Raw genomic sequence first — 18,161 nt, forward strand, 5'->3', positions numbered from 1 at the left:
AAAATATATTAATCAAATTATTGCCTGTGTGAGAGAAAGCCGGCTTTCTCTGAAAGAGTAGACTTTCTCTCAAGACGTCCAAGATCCCAAACAAGGAGCAGACGCAAGGCCGGCACCACCACTACCATTGCCAGCCGCCTTAACAGCCTCAAACACTTTCTTCAAACCCTCACCAACCGCTTTCTGCACTATTGCACTGAGTGAGTCAAGAGTTTTCTTAACCGCACCCTCGACTGTGTTTTTAACACTCCCCTTCCCATTAGTATAATGAACATTAGTCAAACTAAACTTACCATCCTTAGCCATTCCCCGCAGAACAATAGAAGCAGCAATCTGATCATCCTTTTTCATGCCCTCCTCAGTAAACGTCGCCCCAGCTCCATCCGCCCCAATAGCAGCATCAATTGGATTATTTGTGTCAGCAGCAGCAGCTGCTTTAATAATCTGCTTTAATATCTGCTCACCACTAACCGAACTAACAGCAATAGCCGCCTTGCTAGCATCATCAGCAGTAGCACAACCAATAGCACCAAACATCTTTCCTGCATTCACACCCACTTCAGTATTAGAATCTGTAGCCTCCATCACTTGTTTTCTAGCATCAGCAGCATCAACAATCTCTTTTATCCCCTTAGCAATTCCCTTAACACTGCCTTCATTAGCCCCAACTCCTTCATCCTCTTCAACAACATTCCCTATCGCGTCACTACCACCAAAATCGACTTTTTCAACTCTCTTTCCAGCAGCTAAGAGTTTATCTAGCATTTCGCTAACTTCTTTAACTACACTCTCTACAGAACTTGCTATATCTGTTCCTGATTCTGTATTGTTTTCTTTTTTCTGTAAGCCTTCAATATATTTTTTTGTATCTTCTAATTTCTTGACCATAGAACTAAAGTATTCTTTTACGTCTGATTTTTTTGGATCTCCTTTAAGTCCCCAAATATCTCAGCAACTAATCCACCAAAAGAGTTAAAAACATCTAAGAATCCGTGTTCTAGTTCTACAAGTGATTGATAAAATTTGGTTGTTGCATCGTTGTTGTCGGCTGTAACTTCTTCTCCTGCATTGTTTTTACAATTTATAAAAACTAGAAAAGTCGCCATAAATATTGCATTAATTGCTTTTTTCATATAAGTTTCCTATCCTACTAATGAAAATTATAAATTATATTATTAATCTTCGATAACCATTCCCCAGACTAATTACTATATTAAATCTTATATAGACTATACAAATGTTTAAAATATAAAAATAAATTTTCATATTTTAAACATTAAATTTTAATTTGCAAAATGTTTTCAGATTTATCAATATTAAATAATATGTTAAAATAAATTTAACTCGTCAATTATAACATATATTTATAATTGCTTCTAGGAGACATAATCTATGTTTAGAAAAAAAGAAATATATTTCTTATTATTTTCGTTACTTTTTTTAATATCATCAATTATAATATCTCATGGAATAACAAACATTGGTATTAAAAATGAAAATTATATTACGGTTAAAGGTCTTAGCGAAAAAGAAATTTTATCAACATCCGCTAATTGGGAGCTCAGATATAGCTTGACTGGCAATACTATTAATAGTATTAATAAAGCAAATAATTTAAGCTTATCCAAGATAATAAGTTTTTTCTTAAGACATGGATTTAGTGAAGATCATATAAAAATAGGATTTATGGAATTTAGTGAAGAGAATTATAAAGAGTCTTTATATAAATATAAAGCATATATATCTTTAAATGTCCACACAAAAAATATTGAGAAAATGGAAGCGGCAGAAAAAAATATTGCTGAGCTTTATAATCAGGGCATATTGATTAGTAGCAGTGGGGGACCAAGATATTATTTTGACAATATTAATGATATAAAACCCGAAATGTTAGCAGATTCAATTAGAAATGCGAAATTGGCAGCTTTGGAATTTGCAAAACATTCAAGTTCAAAATTAGGAAAAATTAAAAATGCAAATCAAGGGTATTTTGAATTTCTTCCTATTGATAGAAGCTTGGGTAACCAAGAGCATTATCCAAAAAAAATTTCTATGATAGCTTTTTAGGCTCTTACAAGAAAAACAGTCATATATCGTCGTCTTCTCATCCACAACACACTAGAGCATGATCCACAAGCTTAAATTTAGACAATTCCTGCCTTAGTTTTTCTTTCTTTATAAGAATAAGTCTTAAGATTTAGACTTGCATTTATATCTCTATCATGCAAAGTGTTGCAATTACTGCAAGTCCACCTAGTATCACTTAATTTTAGAGTTGTATTTTTAATGTTACAACTGCTACACAGTTTACTTGATGGGAAATATCTATCTACTTTATACAAAGAGGATCCATGCCATTCTGATTTATATGATAATTGTCTTACAAACTCAGACCATCCTAAATCATTAATCCTTTTCCCAAACATTCCTTTTTGCATGCCCTTAATTGATAGATTTTCTATGACTATGTTTTTATAATTGGATACGAAATAATAAGATAATTTATGCAAAAAGTCTTTTCTTTGATTGTAGATTTTTTTATGCAGCTTAGCAACTTTTAATCTAGATTTAGTTCTATTAACAGAACCTTTTTGCTTTTTTGATAATTTTCTTTGGTATTTCTTAAGTTTATTTTCATTTTTTAGTAAATATTTAGGATGATTGGTTTTCTCACCTTCACTACCTACTAAAAAATGTCTCATACTCATATCAATACCAACTATCTCTTTTTTATCACCTTTAGTTTCATTGTTATTTTTAGTATCTAATCACTCAACTGCTATTGAAATATAATATTATATACTGTTATCTAAATTATTAGGAGAATCTATACTTTTGCTATCATTTTTTAATGACCAGTATAGACGTAAGGCTAGAAGAAGTATAACTATTTTTATAATGTCAATGATTAAATCAATAAAAAAGAATATATCTTAGTATAATTCTGTGCATGATTACTAATATAAGAGAGCCTTCTTTTAAAGAAGACTCTAATTTAAATATATTTAAATATTTTCTTATCCATTTCAAGACTTACTTAAAACAGTTTTTGCATTTTCAATCAATTCTTTTATAATCCTCCTTCTCCCCATTGCCAAACCTTTTTAAAAAGAAGAAGAAGTCTCTAAGCTCTTTAAAGCATCTTCTGCTTTATTTAAAGCCCGTCTAGATAATTGTGATGCTACCCTATTTTCACTTTCCAATCTTTTAATAATGCCTTCTTTTAAACTTTCCTTAGCTTCATTAAAAAAGAAAGCCGCAGATTTTATCTCTTGTTCTGCAATATCAATGCAAACCATAATTTCATCAAGTTCGTCCCCTATCTTTAAATTATTTTGCAATTGTGCTAGTTCCTTTATTTGATTTCTTTTATTTCTATTGTTATGATCATTTTTTATTAATGCTGTTCTTTTATTCACAATCTTAGTTGTCACATCATAAAAATCATTTCTTATTAAAGTATATCCATGTTTAAGTGAACATACACTCTTAATTAACTCGGGAAATCCAGAGTCTCTAATAAGACTCTCTATATTTTTAATTGCTTTATCCGCTTTCTTTTCTTCCTTAGTAAAAGGGAAAAAATCCTCTTTTTTTATATCTTTTTTTTGATTATGCTCAATTGAAATGGTTGGAATACTAACCTTATTATCAGATATCTCTAAAGATACATACCGTAGGCTCTACAGGGAAAACTGCAAGCCCTACATTCCCTACAGTAGGCCTTGTGAACGATAAGGATTCTACGGGAGCAATTAAACTCTCATCTTTCAATTCCTCAAAATTTTTAAAACCCTTTTTTTCTTCTTGATTATCATATAAATTATTAAGAGCATTTTCTTGAACACTACCCCAAAGCTTCTTTTATATCATTGTTATTTTTTTGCTCTTTATTAGGCAATTTAGAGTATAGATTGCAAGATATCAATCCTATCGCTAACACAATGTATATAAAAACAAATTTTTTTGCATAAAAACATTCTCCTTTCCTCTCTATTGAGAATATATATCATAAATAATAATTATTATTTATGATATATATATCATTTTGTTTAAATTACAACAAAATATAAATAAAAATTTATACTTTTTTATTTATTAATCATTAGTAGAATATATGATAAGCTTAAAATACTATTTCACTTTAGAAAGAAACTAACAAATTGTTTAACTAAAAAACAAAGTTTAATTACTTATCCAAGTAAATATAAAGAAGAATTTCTTTTCTTAAAGGAAGTTGATAGTTTAGCTCTTTGTAATGTCCAACTTGACTTAAACTCTGCGTATAATAATTTTTTTAGAGAAATTAAAAAGGGAAATAGAACACAAGGATTTCCTAAATATAAAAGTAAGAAAAATAGGCAAACTTTTAGAACTAATAATCAAAAAAACTCAATAAGAATAGAGAATGATTATATAAAACTACCTAAAATAGGGTTTGTAAAATTATGTCTACATAGGAGCATTAAAGACAATGAACTTATTAAAAATGTAGTAGTAGAAAAAGATAATGATGATAAATAAATAATGTAGGAATACAGTTATTAGATAAAGATTGCTAGCTATATCTAATAGCTTGTCACATAGAGCTTTAAAGATAACGCTGCAAATTAAAGACAATTTTCTATAAAAGTTAAATTTATTTGTTTGTTTTTAACATCACTAAACATCTTTTCAGTACTCACCAGTGTTTTCTTGGACTTAAGTTAGCCAAGATAAATAAAAATTGGGCAATTGATATTAAAATATATTGATATTAAAATATATTGATATTAAAATATATTGATATTAAAATATATTGATATTAAAATATATTGATATTAAAATATAATTTAAAACATTATGTTTAAGGAGTATAAATATGGAAAAATTAATAAAAATGCTGCTGTTAAGTTTATTTTTATTGCTCTCAATATCTTGTGTTCATGATAAACAAGAATTATCATCAAAATACGAATCAAAAAAACAGAGTATATTAAGTGAGTTAAATCAGTTATTAGGGAAAACTACAAATTCACTAAAAGAAGCCAAAAATACAACAGATAATTTAAATGCATCAAATGAGGCAAATAAAGTTGTAGAAGCGGTTATAAATGGAGTTAATTTAATTTCATCTGCTGCAGATCAGGTAAAAGGTGCAACAAAAAATATGCATGATTTAGCTCAAATGGCAGAAATAGATTTAGAAAAAATAAAGAACTCTAGTGATAAAGCAATACTTGCGTCTAATGTTGCAAAAGAAGCATATAGCCTTACTAAAGCAGCAGAACAAAACATGCAAAAACTGTATAAAGAGCAACAAAAAATATCAGAATCAGAACCAGAATCTGACTATTCTGATTCTGCTGAAATAAAACAAGCTAAAGAGGCTGTAGAAATAGCTTGGAAAGCTACAGTAGAAGCAAAAGATAAGTTAATTGATGTAGAAAATACAGTCAAAGAGACATTGGATAAAATAAAGACAGAAACTACGAACAATACAAAGCTTGCGGATATAAAAGAAGTGGCAGAGTTAGTATTACAAATAGCTAAGAATGTAAAGGAAATAGCGCAAGAAGTTGTAGCCTTGTTAAATACTTAAATAAATTAATAAATAAAAGATAGAAGGAGGAAGGAAAAACAATTAGTGCTAGCTTATCCTTCCTTCTCTATTAAATCTTTAATTAAAAACGAAATCTACAGGGAAATATACATTTAACTCTGTTTTTATTTCTGTAATAAAAAGAAATTAATAATGGTGTTTTTGTTTTTATACAATACTTACTATTATCTTGTATTTAAAAGGCATAGACGCTTATTATTGAATATTGACTTAATAAGTAAATAAATGAAACACATAATGAATTGGTATTGAAATAAGCAATATCAAGAGTGAACCAAAAAGAATTGTAATTTTTTAATACCACCATCTTATCTTGATAAGGATTTTCCATAAGATGCTGCAGAGTACACGTTACTTCGTAATTTAGATTCTAATAATGAGAATCTAGAAACTAGAATAAGCATGCTTGAAAAGCAAATTATTGGAATTTAAAGATGAATTTAAAAATGAAATAAAAAAATTAGATGAAAAGATAGAAATAAAAAGAATTGAACTTTTTATAAAAATAACGGAAGTAAAAGTGAACTTAGTAAACCAGTTAAGAGTTTAATATTTCCATTTTACTGGGTATTGGAAATATTTATTCCCGGACAGCAATAGGATTGTTTTTATATCTGTGCTACAAAAGTAAATGTTCTCTTATAGTAAACTTTGCAAAAGCAACTATTATTTTTTACGACTTTATTTTACTACATAACGTCTAAACTTTTAAAAGTGTCATATATCCTTTTAAATTTATCAAAGTCTAATTTTACTTGATCCATCTTGTCGTTAAGTGTTTTTTGTTTATGCTTATTAAGCATATTTTTTAGCCCCGCGTGCTTCATTACGACTTTAACATCATTTATCCAGACACGGTAAAAAGGTTTGAAGGCTTAATTAAAACTACTTTCTACTAATTGGACATAGACAAAGACATCGAGAAAAAAATCTAATATATTATTGTCCATAATAGACTTATAATATAAATTAATGAAAGCCGTAATAATCAATTCTAAGAAATTATTAACTTAGTTATATTGAAAAAGCATGTGTGAAAAACAATATCCAATAAACCCCTAGGCTTTATTAATCAACTAGGAATTTGCTCTTTTTTTTTAATTCTTGGTTAAAAGAATCTCAAAGAGCGGGTATAACTAATAGATAGTACTTTATAAAAGGTTTTGACTAATGATTTTGACTTAATATGTTGTAATTTTGGTTTCCAAGACCATATCAAAAATGAAATTTATTATTCCATATTTTCATCTTTATAGCTTAATTTTCATCATTATAAATAAACAGGCCTCTAAACCACTTCTAAAATACCCCCAAAAAAGAGTTTAAAATAACTATTCCATATCTGCTCAACTCATTGAAGAATTTTCTTAGTACTTTAGATCCTTAACTTGATTTTCAATTTCAAATTAAACTTTTCAAAAGTCTTATTTTACTTTTAATTTACCTTCTACCTTCTTAACTTATAAATTTAAAAAAAAATTACTATAAGACATTTAAAACAATTCCTTGATCTTGCCGGAAGCAAAAAACTTCTCTTTCTTTAAGAATAAAAAAATAAAATATTTATTTTAACACTTAGACTCCAATTAATTATCCAAAACTTCACCCTTAGTACTCCCCCGCATAAGTTTTGATCTAAAATAATTTCTATCTCTCTAAATACTCTCCCTTAACATCTCCTTTTACCTGTATTATACTTTTAATTAAAATCGAAATTTAAGAATAAAACAAAAAAGCACATCTCTTAAGACATGTTTTTTTGTTTTATTCTGCAGCTCTCTATTTACAAAGATTTTACAAATATTTAAACCAAGTCTAATTTCCACTGCTCATAATAGACAAACGGCTCAATTCGAATATAAAACGATTAATACTAAATATTAATTAATATAAATTTAAATTTCATTTTATTTAATTTTATCTACTGCTATCCTCTTGTTTATTCTCCTTAATTGTTCTATCTTAATCTTTATCAAATTCTCCCCTCTTACATACTTTCACACCCTATTTAAAATTAATACTAATGCCCTAAGAAGCTCATTGCCATATAAATTAAACTAAAATACTATCAAAAAAAAGATATTAGCTGAAAAGCTCTTAAAAAGCCCCACGCCTAAACTAATCAATTTAATCAATTTATGTCTGTATTACTTAATGAATCACTAGAATCAACCCATCAAAACTTCTCCCTTACCCCTAATATCATCAAGGTTATCTTTTTTAAATTACATGTGTATTCATATTGGTTTATCTTCCCTATATATTAGGTAAAAAATAGACACAAACAACCGCGGTATTTGCGCTTCAATAAAACATCCATCAAAAACCAATATTTTACTTTCCTTATACAGGATAAAAACATATAATATATTTGATATATAATATAGCTTTAATTTATTAATTAATTAATTTATTTATTTAAACTTAATAAATAAATTAAAGGAGAGAATAAAAAAAAGAATGATAAAAGGCAATACGTTTATCTTAATATTATTAACAACAATGTTTGTATCATGTAAATTCTATGGAAGTGATGATGCAAATAAAAAAAACACATCTTTAAGTGGTACTACTGTGGGTATTAGCAATATAGGTTCAGTCATTTTAGAACAAGACGGAAACAAAAAAGGTGATACTACTACTAGTAAAGTTGCTTTAGCTCAAGTTACAGATCATGCTAATAGCAAACCTATGCTTGCTGATGATCCTGATTCTAGTGTTAGTAAATACGACCAAAAAAATACTACTGGCAAATTAAACGAAGAAGATATGGATAAGCTTAAGACCTTTTTTGGAAAAACTATAACATATCAAGGAACGCTAGATTCTATTTATAACAAATATACACGTTCTTATAATACTATTGCCACTTATTCTGGTTGTGCTGATTATGGTATTGAATGTTTTAGTGAAGGCCCTTCTGCAAGGCGTAGCCAAGCCCTTACCAACCTAGAGAACAATCAACTAGATAAAGAGTATTCTAAACTTAACAAAATGCTAAAACAAGCTGCAACTGGTTATGACGATAGCACTTTGAATAGTGCAATTAATAAATATAAGGAAGTTATAAAAAGGGCTAAAGAAGCTGAAAATCACATAGAAAAAGAAAACGATTATGCAGAGACTAAAAAAGCTGGTGAGGAGAAAAAGAAGAAAAATTTAGATAATCTAAAAACAGTTAAAGATGTTCTTTCTGTTTCTGAAAAGACCATAGAAACAGCTAGTGTAGCCTATGCCAATGCTTTTGCCGTTATAGCATCTGGGCTATCTTCTGCCGAATTTATTACAGCTGTTAATGAATTTAAGGAGGCTGCTGAGAAGTATGCCAATGGCAATAAAGGAGACCATGCTATTGATGTTATTGTGGGTGCTATTACCGGAATAGCTCTTGATAACGAAAATAGATTTCAAAGAGCAAATATGTTTGCTAATAAGGAAACGGGCGAAGAGGTAGACAAAATGATTGCTGCTATCGAGAAACTAAGAACTATTTATAATGCAGTTAAGCCTAAAAATAAAGATAAATAAATAATAAATATAATAATTGGGGAAATACATAAAATATTCTTAAACATTTCTATTAAGCTTTTTAATATATAATTTATTTTATATAGGATAGAAACGGAGTATATAAGAATGCAAAAATACTTGTCACAAAAGACACTCTAAGTCCTATTTATTTTGTTCAAAAACCATCTTAAGCAAATTTATAAATATATATTATCAATAGAAAAAAGAAATCATTCTACACTAAAGTTTTATAAAATTATGCTATAATAAAATTCATATAAAAATAGATTGTTAAATAATCTATTTAATTAAATAAAATTATTTAATTTCTTAATAAGGCTTATTTTCCTCTTCTGGTGTTTAAAAATTATACTCTGATAAAAAATTATCAGTCTTTAAATTACAGATACTAAATATTGCACCATTTTTTCTTATCATATATTACAAATTCAAAGAAAATATGCCCCCACTTAAGAATCCAAATCCTCCTAGGACAACCATATGGAGTTTGTTGTAATTTATAATTCATTTAAAAATTACAACAAACTCAATGTGATAAGATGGATAAGAACTATCGGATTTTTCTTAATCCCATTATCTAGCCTCCGGGGGCTTTCAGAGTAAACATTTACATTTGATTTTTTATTAAAGAGCTACCTTTTAATATTACCAGACTAAAATTATTTAAAATAACATTTGCACATAATAACACTATCTATTGGACTTACTGAATCATACTAAGATAAAGAAGTTGGCAAATATATTTTTAACGTCGCCAAAGTATTTCTCTACATCTTTCATTAACTCATTTATACATTTCTTAACCAAATCTTTTCCTTTTTCTCTGGGATAAGAATTCAAGCTTATTATAGAATAACCATACTCATCCTTTTCCTTCTTATTGAATTCATCTACCACTTCCTTTATTTTTTTGCAGATACTATCATCAAAATTGTCATTATCGATCTCATTTATTTTTGGATTCACAACCTCTAATATCTTGTCTAATAAGCGTATTCTATCTATTCCAACCTTCATATTATCTGTAAGAGGGGATGATGAGGCACCATATCCTGAAGTTACCAATAGCTTTACAGCTTCATCAAGCTTTTCGGCTGATTCTCTAATATTTCTTACAAGCATTGGAGCATCTCCCAATGCTATTTTAGCGTTCTCCTTTTTACTACTTAAAACTTTATCTTTAGATTCCTTGGCAGAAATACTAGCCCTTTCAGCCACATCTTTAGGATTATCCTCCTTAATTAAGGCCTTAATTTTCAATGCAGATTCAAGCATACCTTTTACACCCACAACCTTAGGATTCGAGTGGTCACCACCTTTTTCCACAGTGTCATTTAAATTTGAATACCATAATTTACAAGACATTGTTAAAAAGACACTAAACAAATATAAATATATTTTCATCATATTTAAACCTCTCTTTACAAGAGTAATTTACATCATTTTATTGGGATTACTACCCATCCGGCATTTAATCTTTTTGAGATTACCTATTTTATCTATTAATGTAAATTTAAATAAATTGCTAAATTATTTGTTTATTTGTTATATTTATACCCTTTGTTGGCTTTATGTTTTTAAGTTTTTAAACAATATCTATCTTTTTGCCTTATAATTTTATCTGCTCCCAGCTTCATAATACACTCATCTTGAATATAATATAAAAAAATATAATATACCAACTAGAAATCTTATAATTCAATTTTTAGTTCAATGCTAAACATATTGTAAAAAGGAGTATCCTTAAGATTTATCTTTTTATTAAATTCCAATATATTTGACACCTTTAAAGAACATTCTTTAAGAATTAAAAAATTATTTTCAAAATAGAATTGCAAGGAATGAGTATTTAGATTGGTTCTTAAAGAAACCGTCGTTTGGAGTAGCTCATAAATCCATGCTAGTTTAATCCCAGCTCCCAAAAAATAATTATTATTCTTCGAATAACTCTCAAATACTATCGACAAATCATTAAAAACGTCATTTTCAAAGCTAATATAATATCTAAGACCAAGCAAAAATCTATTGTCATCATCATCAAATTTATAATTTTTAGACCAAAGTAGGTCTTGTCTTATAGTAGAGTAAAAAAATACTCCACTATAAATTTCAAATAAAAAATCAAAAATAACAGTAATATCAAAAGTTTTATTTTCAATGTTAAATGGGAATTCAACCATTGCAAGTAAATCAACTTCATTAAAAGATGCTTGAAAATAAAGCCAAGGGGATAAATATTTGGGAGATGAAAATTTATCTAGGCTTTCTTTGTCTAACATAGAACCCAAAGAGACAGAATAATTAGAAATAAAATAATAAAACTCAAAAAACCATTCTGGTTCTATTGTGGTCCTTTTTAAAACAATATTTTCAATTAATCCATTTCCTAAATAATAATTTTGCCTACCTAATTTAAAAATAAAATCATTAAAGCTTAAATTGAAGAACAATTTATTAAAACTAAAATATTGATCATTATTTTGCACAATAAAAGAAGGTGCAATGCCAAATTCTAATATTTTATAGTTTAATAAAAATCCTAAATAAGCTTCATTGGCAAATTGTAAAGCTCCTGTACCAAAAAAATCTTTTTTATCTTCATCGGGCAACAATAAAGAGAATTTTGTTTTGAATCCTAAATGCTCCTTTAAAAACAAAGAGGATTCAGAAAACAAAAAACCAGGTAAAGCAAAAAAAAGAATTAAACAAAATTTTTTAAAAAATACCAATATTAACTATCCCTCTACGCTCTCAATTTATATACCTTGAATATAAATCAAATATTCTATTAAATCCTTTTAAGCTAAAAATAGAGTTATTCAGATTAGTACTAATAATATTTTCCACATAAATTTTGGTACTAGAATCGTTAAAAGCTTTATCTTCAATTTCAAAATAAACAAAAGCATCAATTCCTTTAATATTTCCCTTTCTATAAATTACTTCTTTTAGAATTTTTAATTTCTTGTCTTTGTGTAAAGTTTTAAAATCATTTTTATTAATTTTTAATAAATCTACAAATGGATATATTGATTTTTCTTTTGATTGAAATTCAACCCTATTATCTTCGGATTTTAATAAAACGAAATCTGTATTGAAATTTAAACCCAAAATATCTTTAAGCTCAGATGCGCCCTTAACTTTATAGGATGAGCTTACCTTAATTGGAATCTTGGCTTGTCTTCCTAGCATAAAATGCCCTTTATTCCTAATAGATAAAAAGGCAAAATCCGTTTTTGATCCTGACATATAAATTAAACGCACATCCTTATTATCAACATTAATAATTCTTAGCCCCACACTTTCTTCTAAATTATTTTTTATGTTAATTTTAAAATTCATTTTGAAAGCATAAATTCCATTTTTTAATTGGGGATAATATAGATTTTCAAATTCTTTTATTAAACTTTTCCCATCTCCAGCATTTAACAAATTTAAAACACAAAAATTGAAAACAATTACAAAAATCTTAAGCATCATTCATTACCTCTACTACCGATTTCTTACTTGCTTTGCTAAATGGCAAAATAGAAGAAAAAATAGCAAGAATTAACATGAAAATTGAAACATATATTATATCACTAGCATAATAAAATATGTTGATGTAGTATGTTTCTGAATAGCCTGGAGGAGTAAAGCTAATTTTTTGAAACTGAATAAAAAGTTTAGCAAAATAAGCCAATATTACTCCTACAATAATATTGGCAACAGAAATAATAACAATTTCTAAAAATAGAGAGCAAAAAAGTTCCAATTTGGTTAAACCAATTGCTCTTAATGTACCAAGCTCTCTAGTGCGCTCAATGCTTAATGCTGTCATTATCTGGAAAAATGCAATAAATATAAGAAGAGATATTAAGACCAATATAAACATAAATGTTGTTCTAGTCATCCCTAAAACAGATTTAAAGTAAGGATTAATCTCAAACCAGTCATTATAATCAAATGAAATCCCCTTATTTTTTTTAAAATTATCTAATTTCTTTTTAAAAGTCTCTAAGGTAGAACTATCCTTTAAAAATACTTGGATCACATGTGCTCCACCCTCAAATGCAAACAGGTCTTTTAAAGTCTTAATAGTAGTAATTGCAAAAATATTATCTGCTGTTGAAAATGGAAATTTTATAATTCCAGCAACTTTAATATTTTGGAAATTCAAACCTCTCCCTAGCAAATTTGTCATTAATGTAAGATCAGAATTGGTTTCTGTTATTTTTTCTATACCAAACGAAGCGGCCAAATTACTACCAAGCAAAAACTCACCTGCATTAGAATCGTGAAAAATGGGCTCACCCTCTAATAAAGATAGGCTGCTTGTAATTATATCTGGATCTTCATAGGCAAATGCAAAAACTGGGTTACTTGTCGAAGAATTGCCTAGAAGGCCATCAAAATTAACTATTAAATTGGTAGATTGTAATTCATCATAACTAGCTATTTCATTCCGTATCAAATTAATATCCTTTTCTTCAAGTAAAAGCCCATTCTTAAGGTTGCTAAATTTAGGATTAAAATAATTTTCTTTCGCAATTTGAATATGACCACTTGAACTAACAAAGCTCTTTTCCATCCCCTCTCTACTAAAGTTCATATATCCAACAAAAACCAATAAAAATACCACAGAACTTGCTAGAAGTAAAGATAATATGATTGTACGCCTTAAATCTCTAAAGATATTGTAAAAAGCCAATTTAAACACACTCACCTCCCACTAAAGACAGCACTCCATCTTCTATTCTATAAAGTTTATTAGCCAAATTTTTTAAATTATAATCATGAGAAACAAAAATCCCAATTGCATTCTTCTCTTTAAGATACTTTTGTATTGAAGTATAAACAAAAATAGCTGTTTCTTTGTCCAAATGACTAGTTATTTCATCTCCAATTATTAATTTGGGATCATAAACAAAGGCTCTTGCTATTCCTATCCTTTGCCTTTGTCCTCCAGACATATATCTAGGTTTTTTATTCACAAACTTTGAAAGTTTGAAGAATTCTATTAATTCTTCCGCTTTAGACTTTAATCGCTTAGCACTTTCTCTTGAGAATCTTAGAGGCAATGAAATGTTGTCAAAACCTGTAAGACTTGGGATAAGCTCAAAATGCTGAAAGATTAACCCTACATTATACCTTCTAAACAAAGTTCTATCCTTTTCATTCATTAAACTCAAAAGAGTTGAGTTGAAGCGGATCTCTCCTGTATCAAGAGAATCTATTCCAGAAAGCAAATTCATTAAAGTTGTCTTGCCGCTCCCCGTAGGTCCTGAAATCCAAACCATGTCCCTTGATTTTAAATTAAGTGAAATATCCTTATTTGCATGAATAATTTCTTGTCCAACTTTGTATTTTTTATTAACCAATTTTAAATCTAAATTAACATTCCCCACAAAACCTCCTATATTTCAAATTCACCCATAAAATTTAAAAAGCTTTGCCAAAATAATATCACTCAAAAATTATTGAACTTAATAAAAATCCAAATGATAATTTTTTATCCTGATTAATGCCAACCTTGAAAACAAAAGGAACCTCCTTAAATAATTTATAACCTATTCCAAAACCCAAAATATAAAGAAACTTTCCTTTATCTAAAAGCAAATCCTCTTTTATCCCATATCCAATATCTGCAGACAATACTAAAAATAAATCAGAAGCAAGATTTTTTAATGATTCAAGGAAAAATAATCTATACTCTAATCCAAAATTAGAAACAACATTAAAATAAAGACTTTCTTGATCCATTTTGGGAATAGTCAAAGCATAAAAATTTAAAGCATTATAATCAAATCCGGTTTCAAAGATAGAAGACGAAGACTTTTTAAAATCGCCTGCCACTCCAAGATCGGCCTTAAATCCCAGTTCTCCAAAAGGAATAGAAACAAGATATTTTAAATTCCAATGTACTCTATAAAACTGTTCATTATTATCTGATAAATACTTATATAAGAAAGACGTTCTAATATCTGCTCGCTGAAATTCTGAATAATAAATTGGAAGTAAAATGGCAACCGTGTTTTCCACGGTTAAAGCATTATGATATGACCCGCCAACATTAGCTTCTGTTTCCTTGATTAAATTATTCATCAATCCCGATCTAAATCTATTTTCAAGTCTTAAATAATCAAAATTATAACCAACCTCAAAATTACCAATATGTTCAATATTTTTAGAATCAAAAATAAACGGAACCCTAATTTCATAAAATACCTTAGAAAAAAATTTCCTAAAATCATAAGCAAGCCCAGTGCCAAATAAAAACATTTTAGAATAATCGGTTCCCAATCTAAAAAAAGGTGAAATTTTTGAATCATTTTCCTTAATGTTCAAAATAAAATCAAAATTATTTTCAAAATTATTTGGAACACTAAGATAATCAAGACGAAATTCAAAATCCACTCCGCTTATTACAAAATCACCTAGCTCACCATCTAAATCATTTGCAAACACCCCAAAACAGGGCAATATTAAAAATAAAAACTTTTTCATGAATACCTTCGATCTTAATTGAAATTAAATTCTAAATAATTTTCTAGTAGTAGAAAGAATTACCCTCTTTTAATTTTTCAATTGCCAATACAGCCATATTTCCATTAGGAAATATGGCTGTGGCTTTTTTTAAACATTCAATTGCTTCCAATCTTCTATTAGTACGAATTAAAAAAGAACTTTTCACTAATTCTTTCAAATATTTTTGCCTATCATTAAGATTGCTGTCTTCTGCTCTATCAATATAGCTTTTTGCAAATAGAATTTTATAAAAATCTCTATTTGACACTCTAACTGTATATAAAATAGATAGGGGAATAAAAGCTTTAACGTTATCACCATCTATTTTTAAAGCTGTTTCTAAATGCCTCTTGGCATTAACAAAATAAAAATACAATCCTTTCCTATTGTGCGGTATTAAATTTATAGCAAGCTCTCCCAATGCCCGAAAATAATCCGCTGGAACATTATCATCTTCTAAAGAAATTTTCAAAGCACAATTATAATTGCGAATTAGTTTTTGAATCAAATCATTGTATTTATGTGGATCATTAATTAAGTAAGAAACGTCACAAAAAACCAAAGACATAAGTAAATTTAAGTAATTATATTCAATACTTTCCCTTCTATATTTCATTAAAATAACATTTTCTATGCTTTGAAGCTCATTTGTAAAAATTTTATCGGGTGAAAAAAAATCAAACTCAAAATTACCAGAACAATATTTAGTATGAACGCTTTCTATTTTATCTATATATACTTTGACCTCTTTTTCAAAAGAAAATAAGCTAATATTTACTAAAAAAATTAACAATACCCTTAACATATAAAAATCACCTCATAACTCATAAATCTTAAATGAGTTATATCAGCCTCCTATTTAACTAATTTTTTATAGGAAAATCCATAAACAAATTTCCAACCTTGTTTTGTTCTAGAACCATCTTGTGAAAAGCTCCGTTGGGAAATATTTCACCGGCTTTGAGTATATATTTAAGGCTTTCTTTTTCATTTTTAAGAAGGAAATGAGCTTGACTTATCCATATATTTGCGAAATATTTTTCCACATCTGTTTGACCATGTTTAAACCCTAATTGAGCAAATGACAAAGTTTTATTTGGATCTCCCCCCGCAACCCTTGGGGCATATAAATACCAACTTGCAATAGAAGTATTGGCAAATGAGTTTTTACTATTAATTTTTAAGGACTTTTCAAAATATTTTCTAGCCTCATTTGCAAGCCTGCTTAAAGCTGCACCCCCCGCATACCTCAAAAGCATTAAATTAACATCTCCCAAAATCCTGTAAATATCACTTTGAATGGTTTTTTCTAAACCTTTAAAATCTTTTGATTCAATGAGCTCTAAAAGAGATTTTTGAGTGGATTTTAAAACAGAATAACTTTTAGAAGAATTCCTTCTTCCTTCTTTATTCTGAAGAAGTCTGGCAATTTGGTAATCAACAAGATTAACAAAATATAACTTGATGCCGGAACTCATTTCACTCAATGTTTCTTTAAATTTACCAAACCTATATATATAGGCATCTTCATCATTTTTTTTTGACAATTCCTCAATTTTGCCTGAATAATAACCTTCCAATATGCCATAAAATTTTCTACTTGAAACATCAAATGAATATACACAAACAACACTAAAAGTTAATAATAAAAAACAACAACTAATTTCTCTCATAATTACCCCATTCAAACTTTAGTTCAATACTTAATAAATTATAATTTTTTTGAAAAAATAATAAAAAAAATAAATTCAATACTGTACACTCATTTCTGAAATTTGATCTTACCCCAATACAAAAACAACCATACTTTAAAAAACAAACGGTCTATCATATTTAAATAATTCAACATTTAAACTTTAAAGAGAATGTATATAAGTAAATGTTTTTGAATTTTTAAAATTCAAGAAAAGTTATTGATTAATAAATATTAATTTTTCTTATAAAGAAGAAACTAAAAAATCAATATTTATTCAAATTTATTAATAATAAAATTTATGTATGTCAAGCAAAAATAAAGCTTTAAACATGAATTTTATAAAAAATAAAAGATGAGAGTGAGAAAATGCAAACTCATTGTTAAAAATTAAGCCCAAACAAAACAATTTTTTATTAATCCATTTTTATATGCAAGGCACTATTGTCACACCGATTCTTCATTTATCCAGACTGAAGTTGTAATCGGAATTATTAAAAATGAAAAAAGTTGAATATGTTCTTTGTTCTAAAGATAATAAACACACTATTTTATTAGAAGCCAATATATTGCAAGGCAAATCTTGAAAAGCATTTTAATTAATTATTAGATTATTTTTACAATCTTCATTCTAAATATGAAATTAAATTCAGCATATTAACAAATGGCATAGAATATAGATTCTATGCCGATTTAGACAAAACTAATATACGAAACAAAGGGCCTGTTTTAATTATTAATTTAGATAAATTAAGATCTAAAGATTTTGAATATCTTAAAAAGTTCTCTAGAAATTCTTTAAATATTGAAGACGCTAGATTTTTTGCA

The 18,161-nt window shown here is 27.8% G+C and carries 14 protein-coding genes and 3 pseudogenes; 5 read left to right on the forward strand and 12 right to left on the reverse strand.

Going from position 1 to position 18,161, the window contains the following annotated elements:
• Nucleotides 1–69: 69 nt before the first annotated feature.
• A complete protein-coding gene (locus LRB30_RS04735; RefSeq protein WP_231019874.1) occupies nucleotides 70–888 on the reverse strand; it encodes a variable large family protein in 819 nt (272 codons plus the stop codon).
• Between the two features lie 17 nt (nucleotides 889–905).
• Nucleotides 906–1,133, reverse strand: a complete 228-nt coding sequence (locus LRB30_RS04740; protein WP_231013948.1) for a hypothetical protein — start codon at nucleotides 1,131–1,133, stop codon at nucleotides 906–908.
• A gap of 259 nt (nucleotides 1,134–1,392) precedes the next feature.
• Here LRB30_RS04740 and LRB30_RS04745 point away from each other — a divergent pair, with 259 nt between their 5' ends.
• Complete coding sequence (locus tag LRB30_RS04745) at nucleotides 1,393–2,067, forward strand: SIMPL domain-containing protein (RefSeq protein WP_231013949.1); 675 nt, start codon at nucleotides 1,393–1,395, stop codon at nucleotides 2,065–2,067.
• 77 nt (nucleotides 2,068–2,144) lie between these two features.
• Here LRB30_RS04745 and LRB30_RS04750 read toward each other — a convergent pair.
• Nucleotides 2,145–2,795 (reverse strand): annotated as a pseudogene (locus LRB30_RS04750) (RNA-guided endonuclease TnpB family protein); the annotation flags it as partial.
• A gap of 231 nt (nucleotides 2,796–3,026) precedes the next feature.
• Nucleotides 3,027–3,659: pseudogene (locus LRB30_RS04755) on the reverse strand (P12 family lipoprotein).
• A gap of 517 nt (nucleotides 3,660–4,176) precedes the next feature.
• Here LRB30_RS04755 and LRB30_RS04760 point away from each other — a divergent pair.
• The 4 genes and pseudogenes from LRB30_RS04760 to LRB30_RS05890 form a co-directional block, all read left to right on the forward strand.
• Nucleotides 4,177–4,521: pseudogene (locus tag LRB30_RS04760) on the forward strand (RNA-guided endonuclease TnpB family protein); the annotation flags it as partial.
• Nucleotides 4,522–4,861: 340 nt separating this feature from the next.
• Nucleotides 4,862–5,581, forward strand: coding sequence for an OspD family protein (locus tag LRB30_RS04765; RefSeq protein WP_231013950.1), 720 nt, complete (start codon nucleotides 4,862–4,864; stop codon nucleotides 5,579–5,581).
• Nucleotides 5,582–8,062: 2,481 nt separating this feature from the next.
• Entirely contained in the window at nucleotides 8,063–9,130 is a 1,068-nt protein-coding gene (locus LRB30_RS04770) for a hypothetical protein (RefSeq protein WP_231013951.1), read from the forward strand.
• Nucleotides 9,131–9,613: 483 nt separating this feature from the next.
• Nucleotides 9,614–9,736 (forward strand): hypothetical protein, encoded by a 123-nt coding sequence (locus LRB30_RS05890; RefSeq protein WP_273700318.1) that lies wholly within the window; start codon nucleotides 9,614–9,616, stop codon nucleotides 9,734–9,736.
• 108 nt (nucleotides 9,737–9,844) lie between these two features.
• On the opposite strand, the gene LRB30_RS04775 is transcribed toward LRB30_RS05890, so the two are convergent.
• The 8 genes from LRB30_RS04775 to LRB30_RS04810 form a co-directional block, all read right to left on the reverse strand.
• A complete protein-coding gene (locus LRB30_RS04775) occupies nucleotides 9,845–10,537 on the reverse strand; it encodes a hypothetical protein (protein WP_231019878.1) in 693 nt (230 codons plus the stop codon).
• A gap of 287 nt (nucleotides 10,538–10,824) precedes the next feature.
• Nucleotides 10,825–11,745 carry a hypothetical protein gene (locus LRB30_RS04780; protein ID WP_337924830.1) on the reverse strand — a complete coding sequence of 307 codons (921 nt, stop codon included), beginning with the start codon at nucleotides 11,743–11,745 and terminating at the stop codon, nucleotides 10,825–10,827.
• Nucleotides 11,746–11,884: 139 nt separating this feature from the next.
• On the reverse strand, nucleotides 11,885–12,613 hold the full coding sequence (locus LRB30_RS04785) for a hypothetical protein (protein ID WP_231013954.1): 729 nt from the start codon (nucleotides 12,611–12,613) through the stop codon (nucleotides 11,885–11,887).
• On the reverse strand, nucleotides 12,603–13,832 hold the full coding sequence (locus tag LRB30_RS04790; RefSeq protein ID WP_231019880.1) for an ABC transporter permease: 1,230 nt from the start codon (nucleotides 13,830–13,832) through the stop codon (nucleotides 12,603–12,605). The genes LRB30_RS04785 and LRB30_RS04790 overlap by 11 nt, the downstream gene beginning before the upstream one ends.
• Nucleotides 13,825–14,520 (reverse strand): ABC transporter ATP-binding protein, encoded by a 696-nt coding sequence (locus LRB30_RS04795; RefSeq protein ID WP_231013957.1) that lies wholly within the window; start codon nucleotides 14,518–14,520, stop codon nucleotides 13,825–13,827. Before LRB30_RS04795 ends, LRB30_RS04790 begins: the two co-directional genes overlap by 8 nt.
• Nucleotides 14,521–14,578: 58 nt before the next feature.
• Entirely contained in the window at nucleotides 14,579–15,619 is a 1,041-nt protein-coding gene (locus tag LRB30_RS04800; RefSeq protein WP_231013959.1) for a hypothetical protein, read from the reverse strand.
• A gap of 43 nt (nucleotides 15,620–15,662) precedes the next feature.
• Nucleotides 15,663–16,445, reverse strand: coding sequence for a hypothetical protein (locus LRB30_RS04805; RefSeq protein ID WP_231013960.1), 783 nt, complete (start codon nucleotides 16,443–16,445; stop codon nucleotides 15,663–15,665).
• Between the two features lie 58 nt (nucleotides 16,446–16,503).
• Nucleotides 16,504–17,313 (reverse strand): tetratricopeptide repeat protein, encoded by an 810-nt coding sequence (locus LRB30_RS04810; protein ID WP_231019882.1) that lies wholly within the window; start codon nucleotides 17,311–17,313, stop codon nucleotides 16,504–16,506.
• Nucleotides 17,314–18,161: the final 848 nt, after the last annotated feature.

This window comes from Borreliella americana, from assembly GCF_021043605.1.
Classification (GTDB): domain Bacteria; phylum Spirochaetota; class Spirochaetia; order Borreliales; family Borreliaceae; genus Borreliella; species Borreliella americana.

Excerpts from the sequence above, each read along its gene's own strand:
- LRB30_RS04765 (WP_231013950.1), top strand. The coding sequence starts at position 4,862 with ATGGAAAAATTAATAAAAATGCTGCTGTTAAGTTTATTTTTATTGCTC.
- LRB30_RS04745 (WP_231013949.1), top strand. The coding sequence starts at position 1,393 with ATGTTTAGAAAAAAAGAAATATATTTCTTATTATTTTCGTTACTTTTT.
- LRB30_RS04810 (WP_231019882.1), bottom strand. The coding sequence starts at position 17,313 with ATGAGAGAAATTAGTTGTTGTTTTTTATTATTAACTTTTAGTGTTGTT.
- LRB30_RS04735 (WP_231019874.1), bottom strand. The coding sequence starts at position 888 with ATGGTCAAGAAATTAGAAGATACAAAAAAATATATTGAAGGCTTACAG.
- LRB30_RS04805 (WP_231013960.1), bottom strand. The coding sequence starts at position 16,445 with ATGTTAAGGGTATTGTTAATTTTTTTAGTAAATATTAGCTTATTTTCT.
- LRB30_RS05890 (WP_273700318.1), top strand. The coding sequence starts at position 9,614 with ATGGAGTTTGTTGTAATTTATAATTCATTTAAAAATTACAACAAACTC.
- LRB30_RS04800 (WP_231013959.1), bottom strand. The coding sequence starts at position 15,619 with ATGAAAAAGTTTTTATTTTTAATATTGCCCTGTTTTGGGGTGTTTGCA.
- LRB30_RS04785 (WP_231013954.1), bottom strand. The coding sequence starts at position 12,613 with ATGATGCTTAAGATTTTTGTAATTGTTTTCAATTTTTGTGTTTTAAAT.
- LRB30_RS04770 (WP_231013951.1), top strand. The coding sequence starts at position 8,063 with ATGATAAAAGGCAATACGTTTATCTTAATATTATTAACAACAATGTTT.
- LRB30_RS04775 (WP_231019878.1), bottom strand. The coding sequence starts at position 10,537 with ATGAAAATATATTTATATTTGTTTAGTGTCTTTTTAACAATGTCTTGT.
- LRB30_RS04740 (WP_231013948.1), bottom strand. The coding sequence starts at position 1,133 with ATGAAAAAAGCAATTAATGCAATATTTATGGCGACTTTTCTAGTTTTT.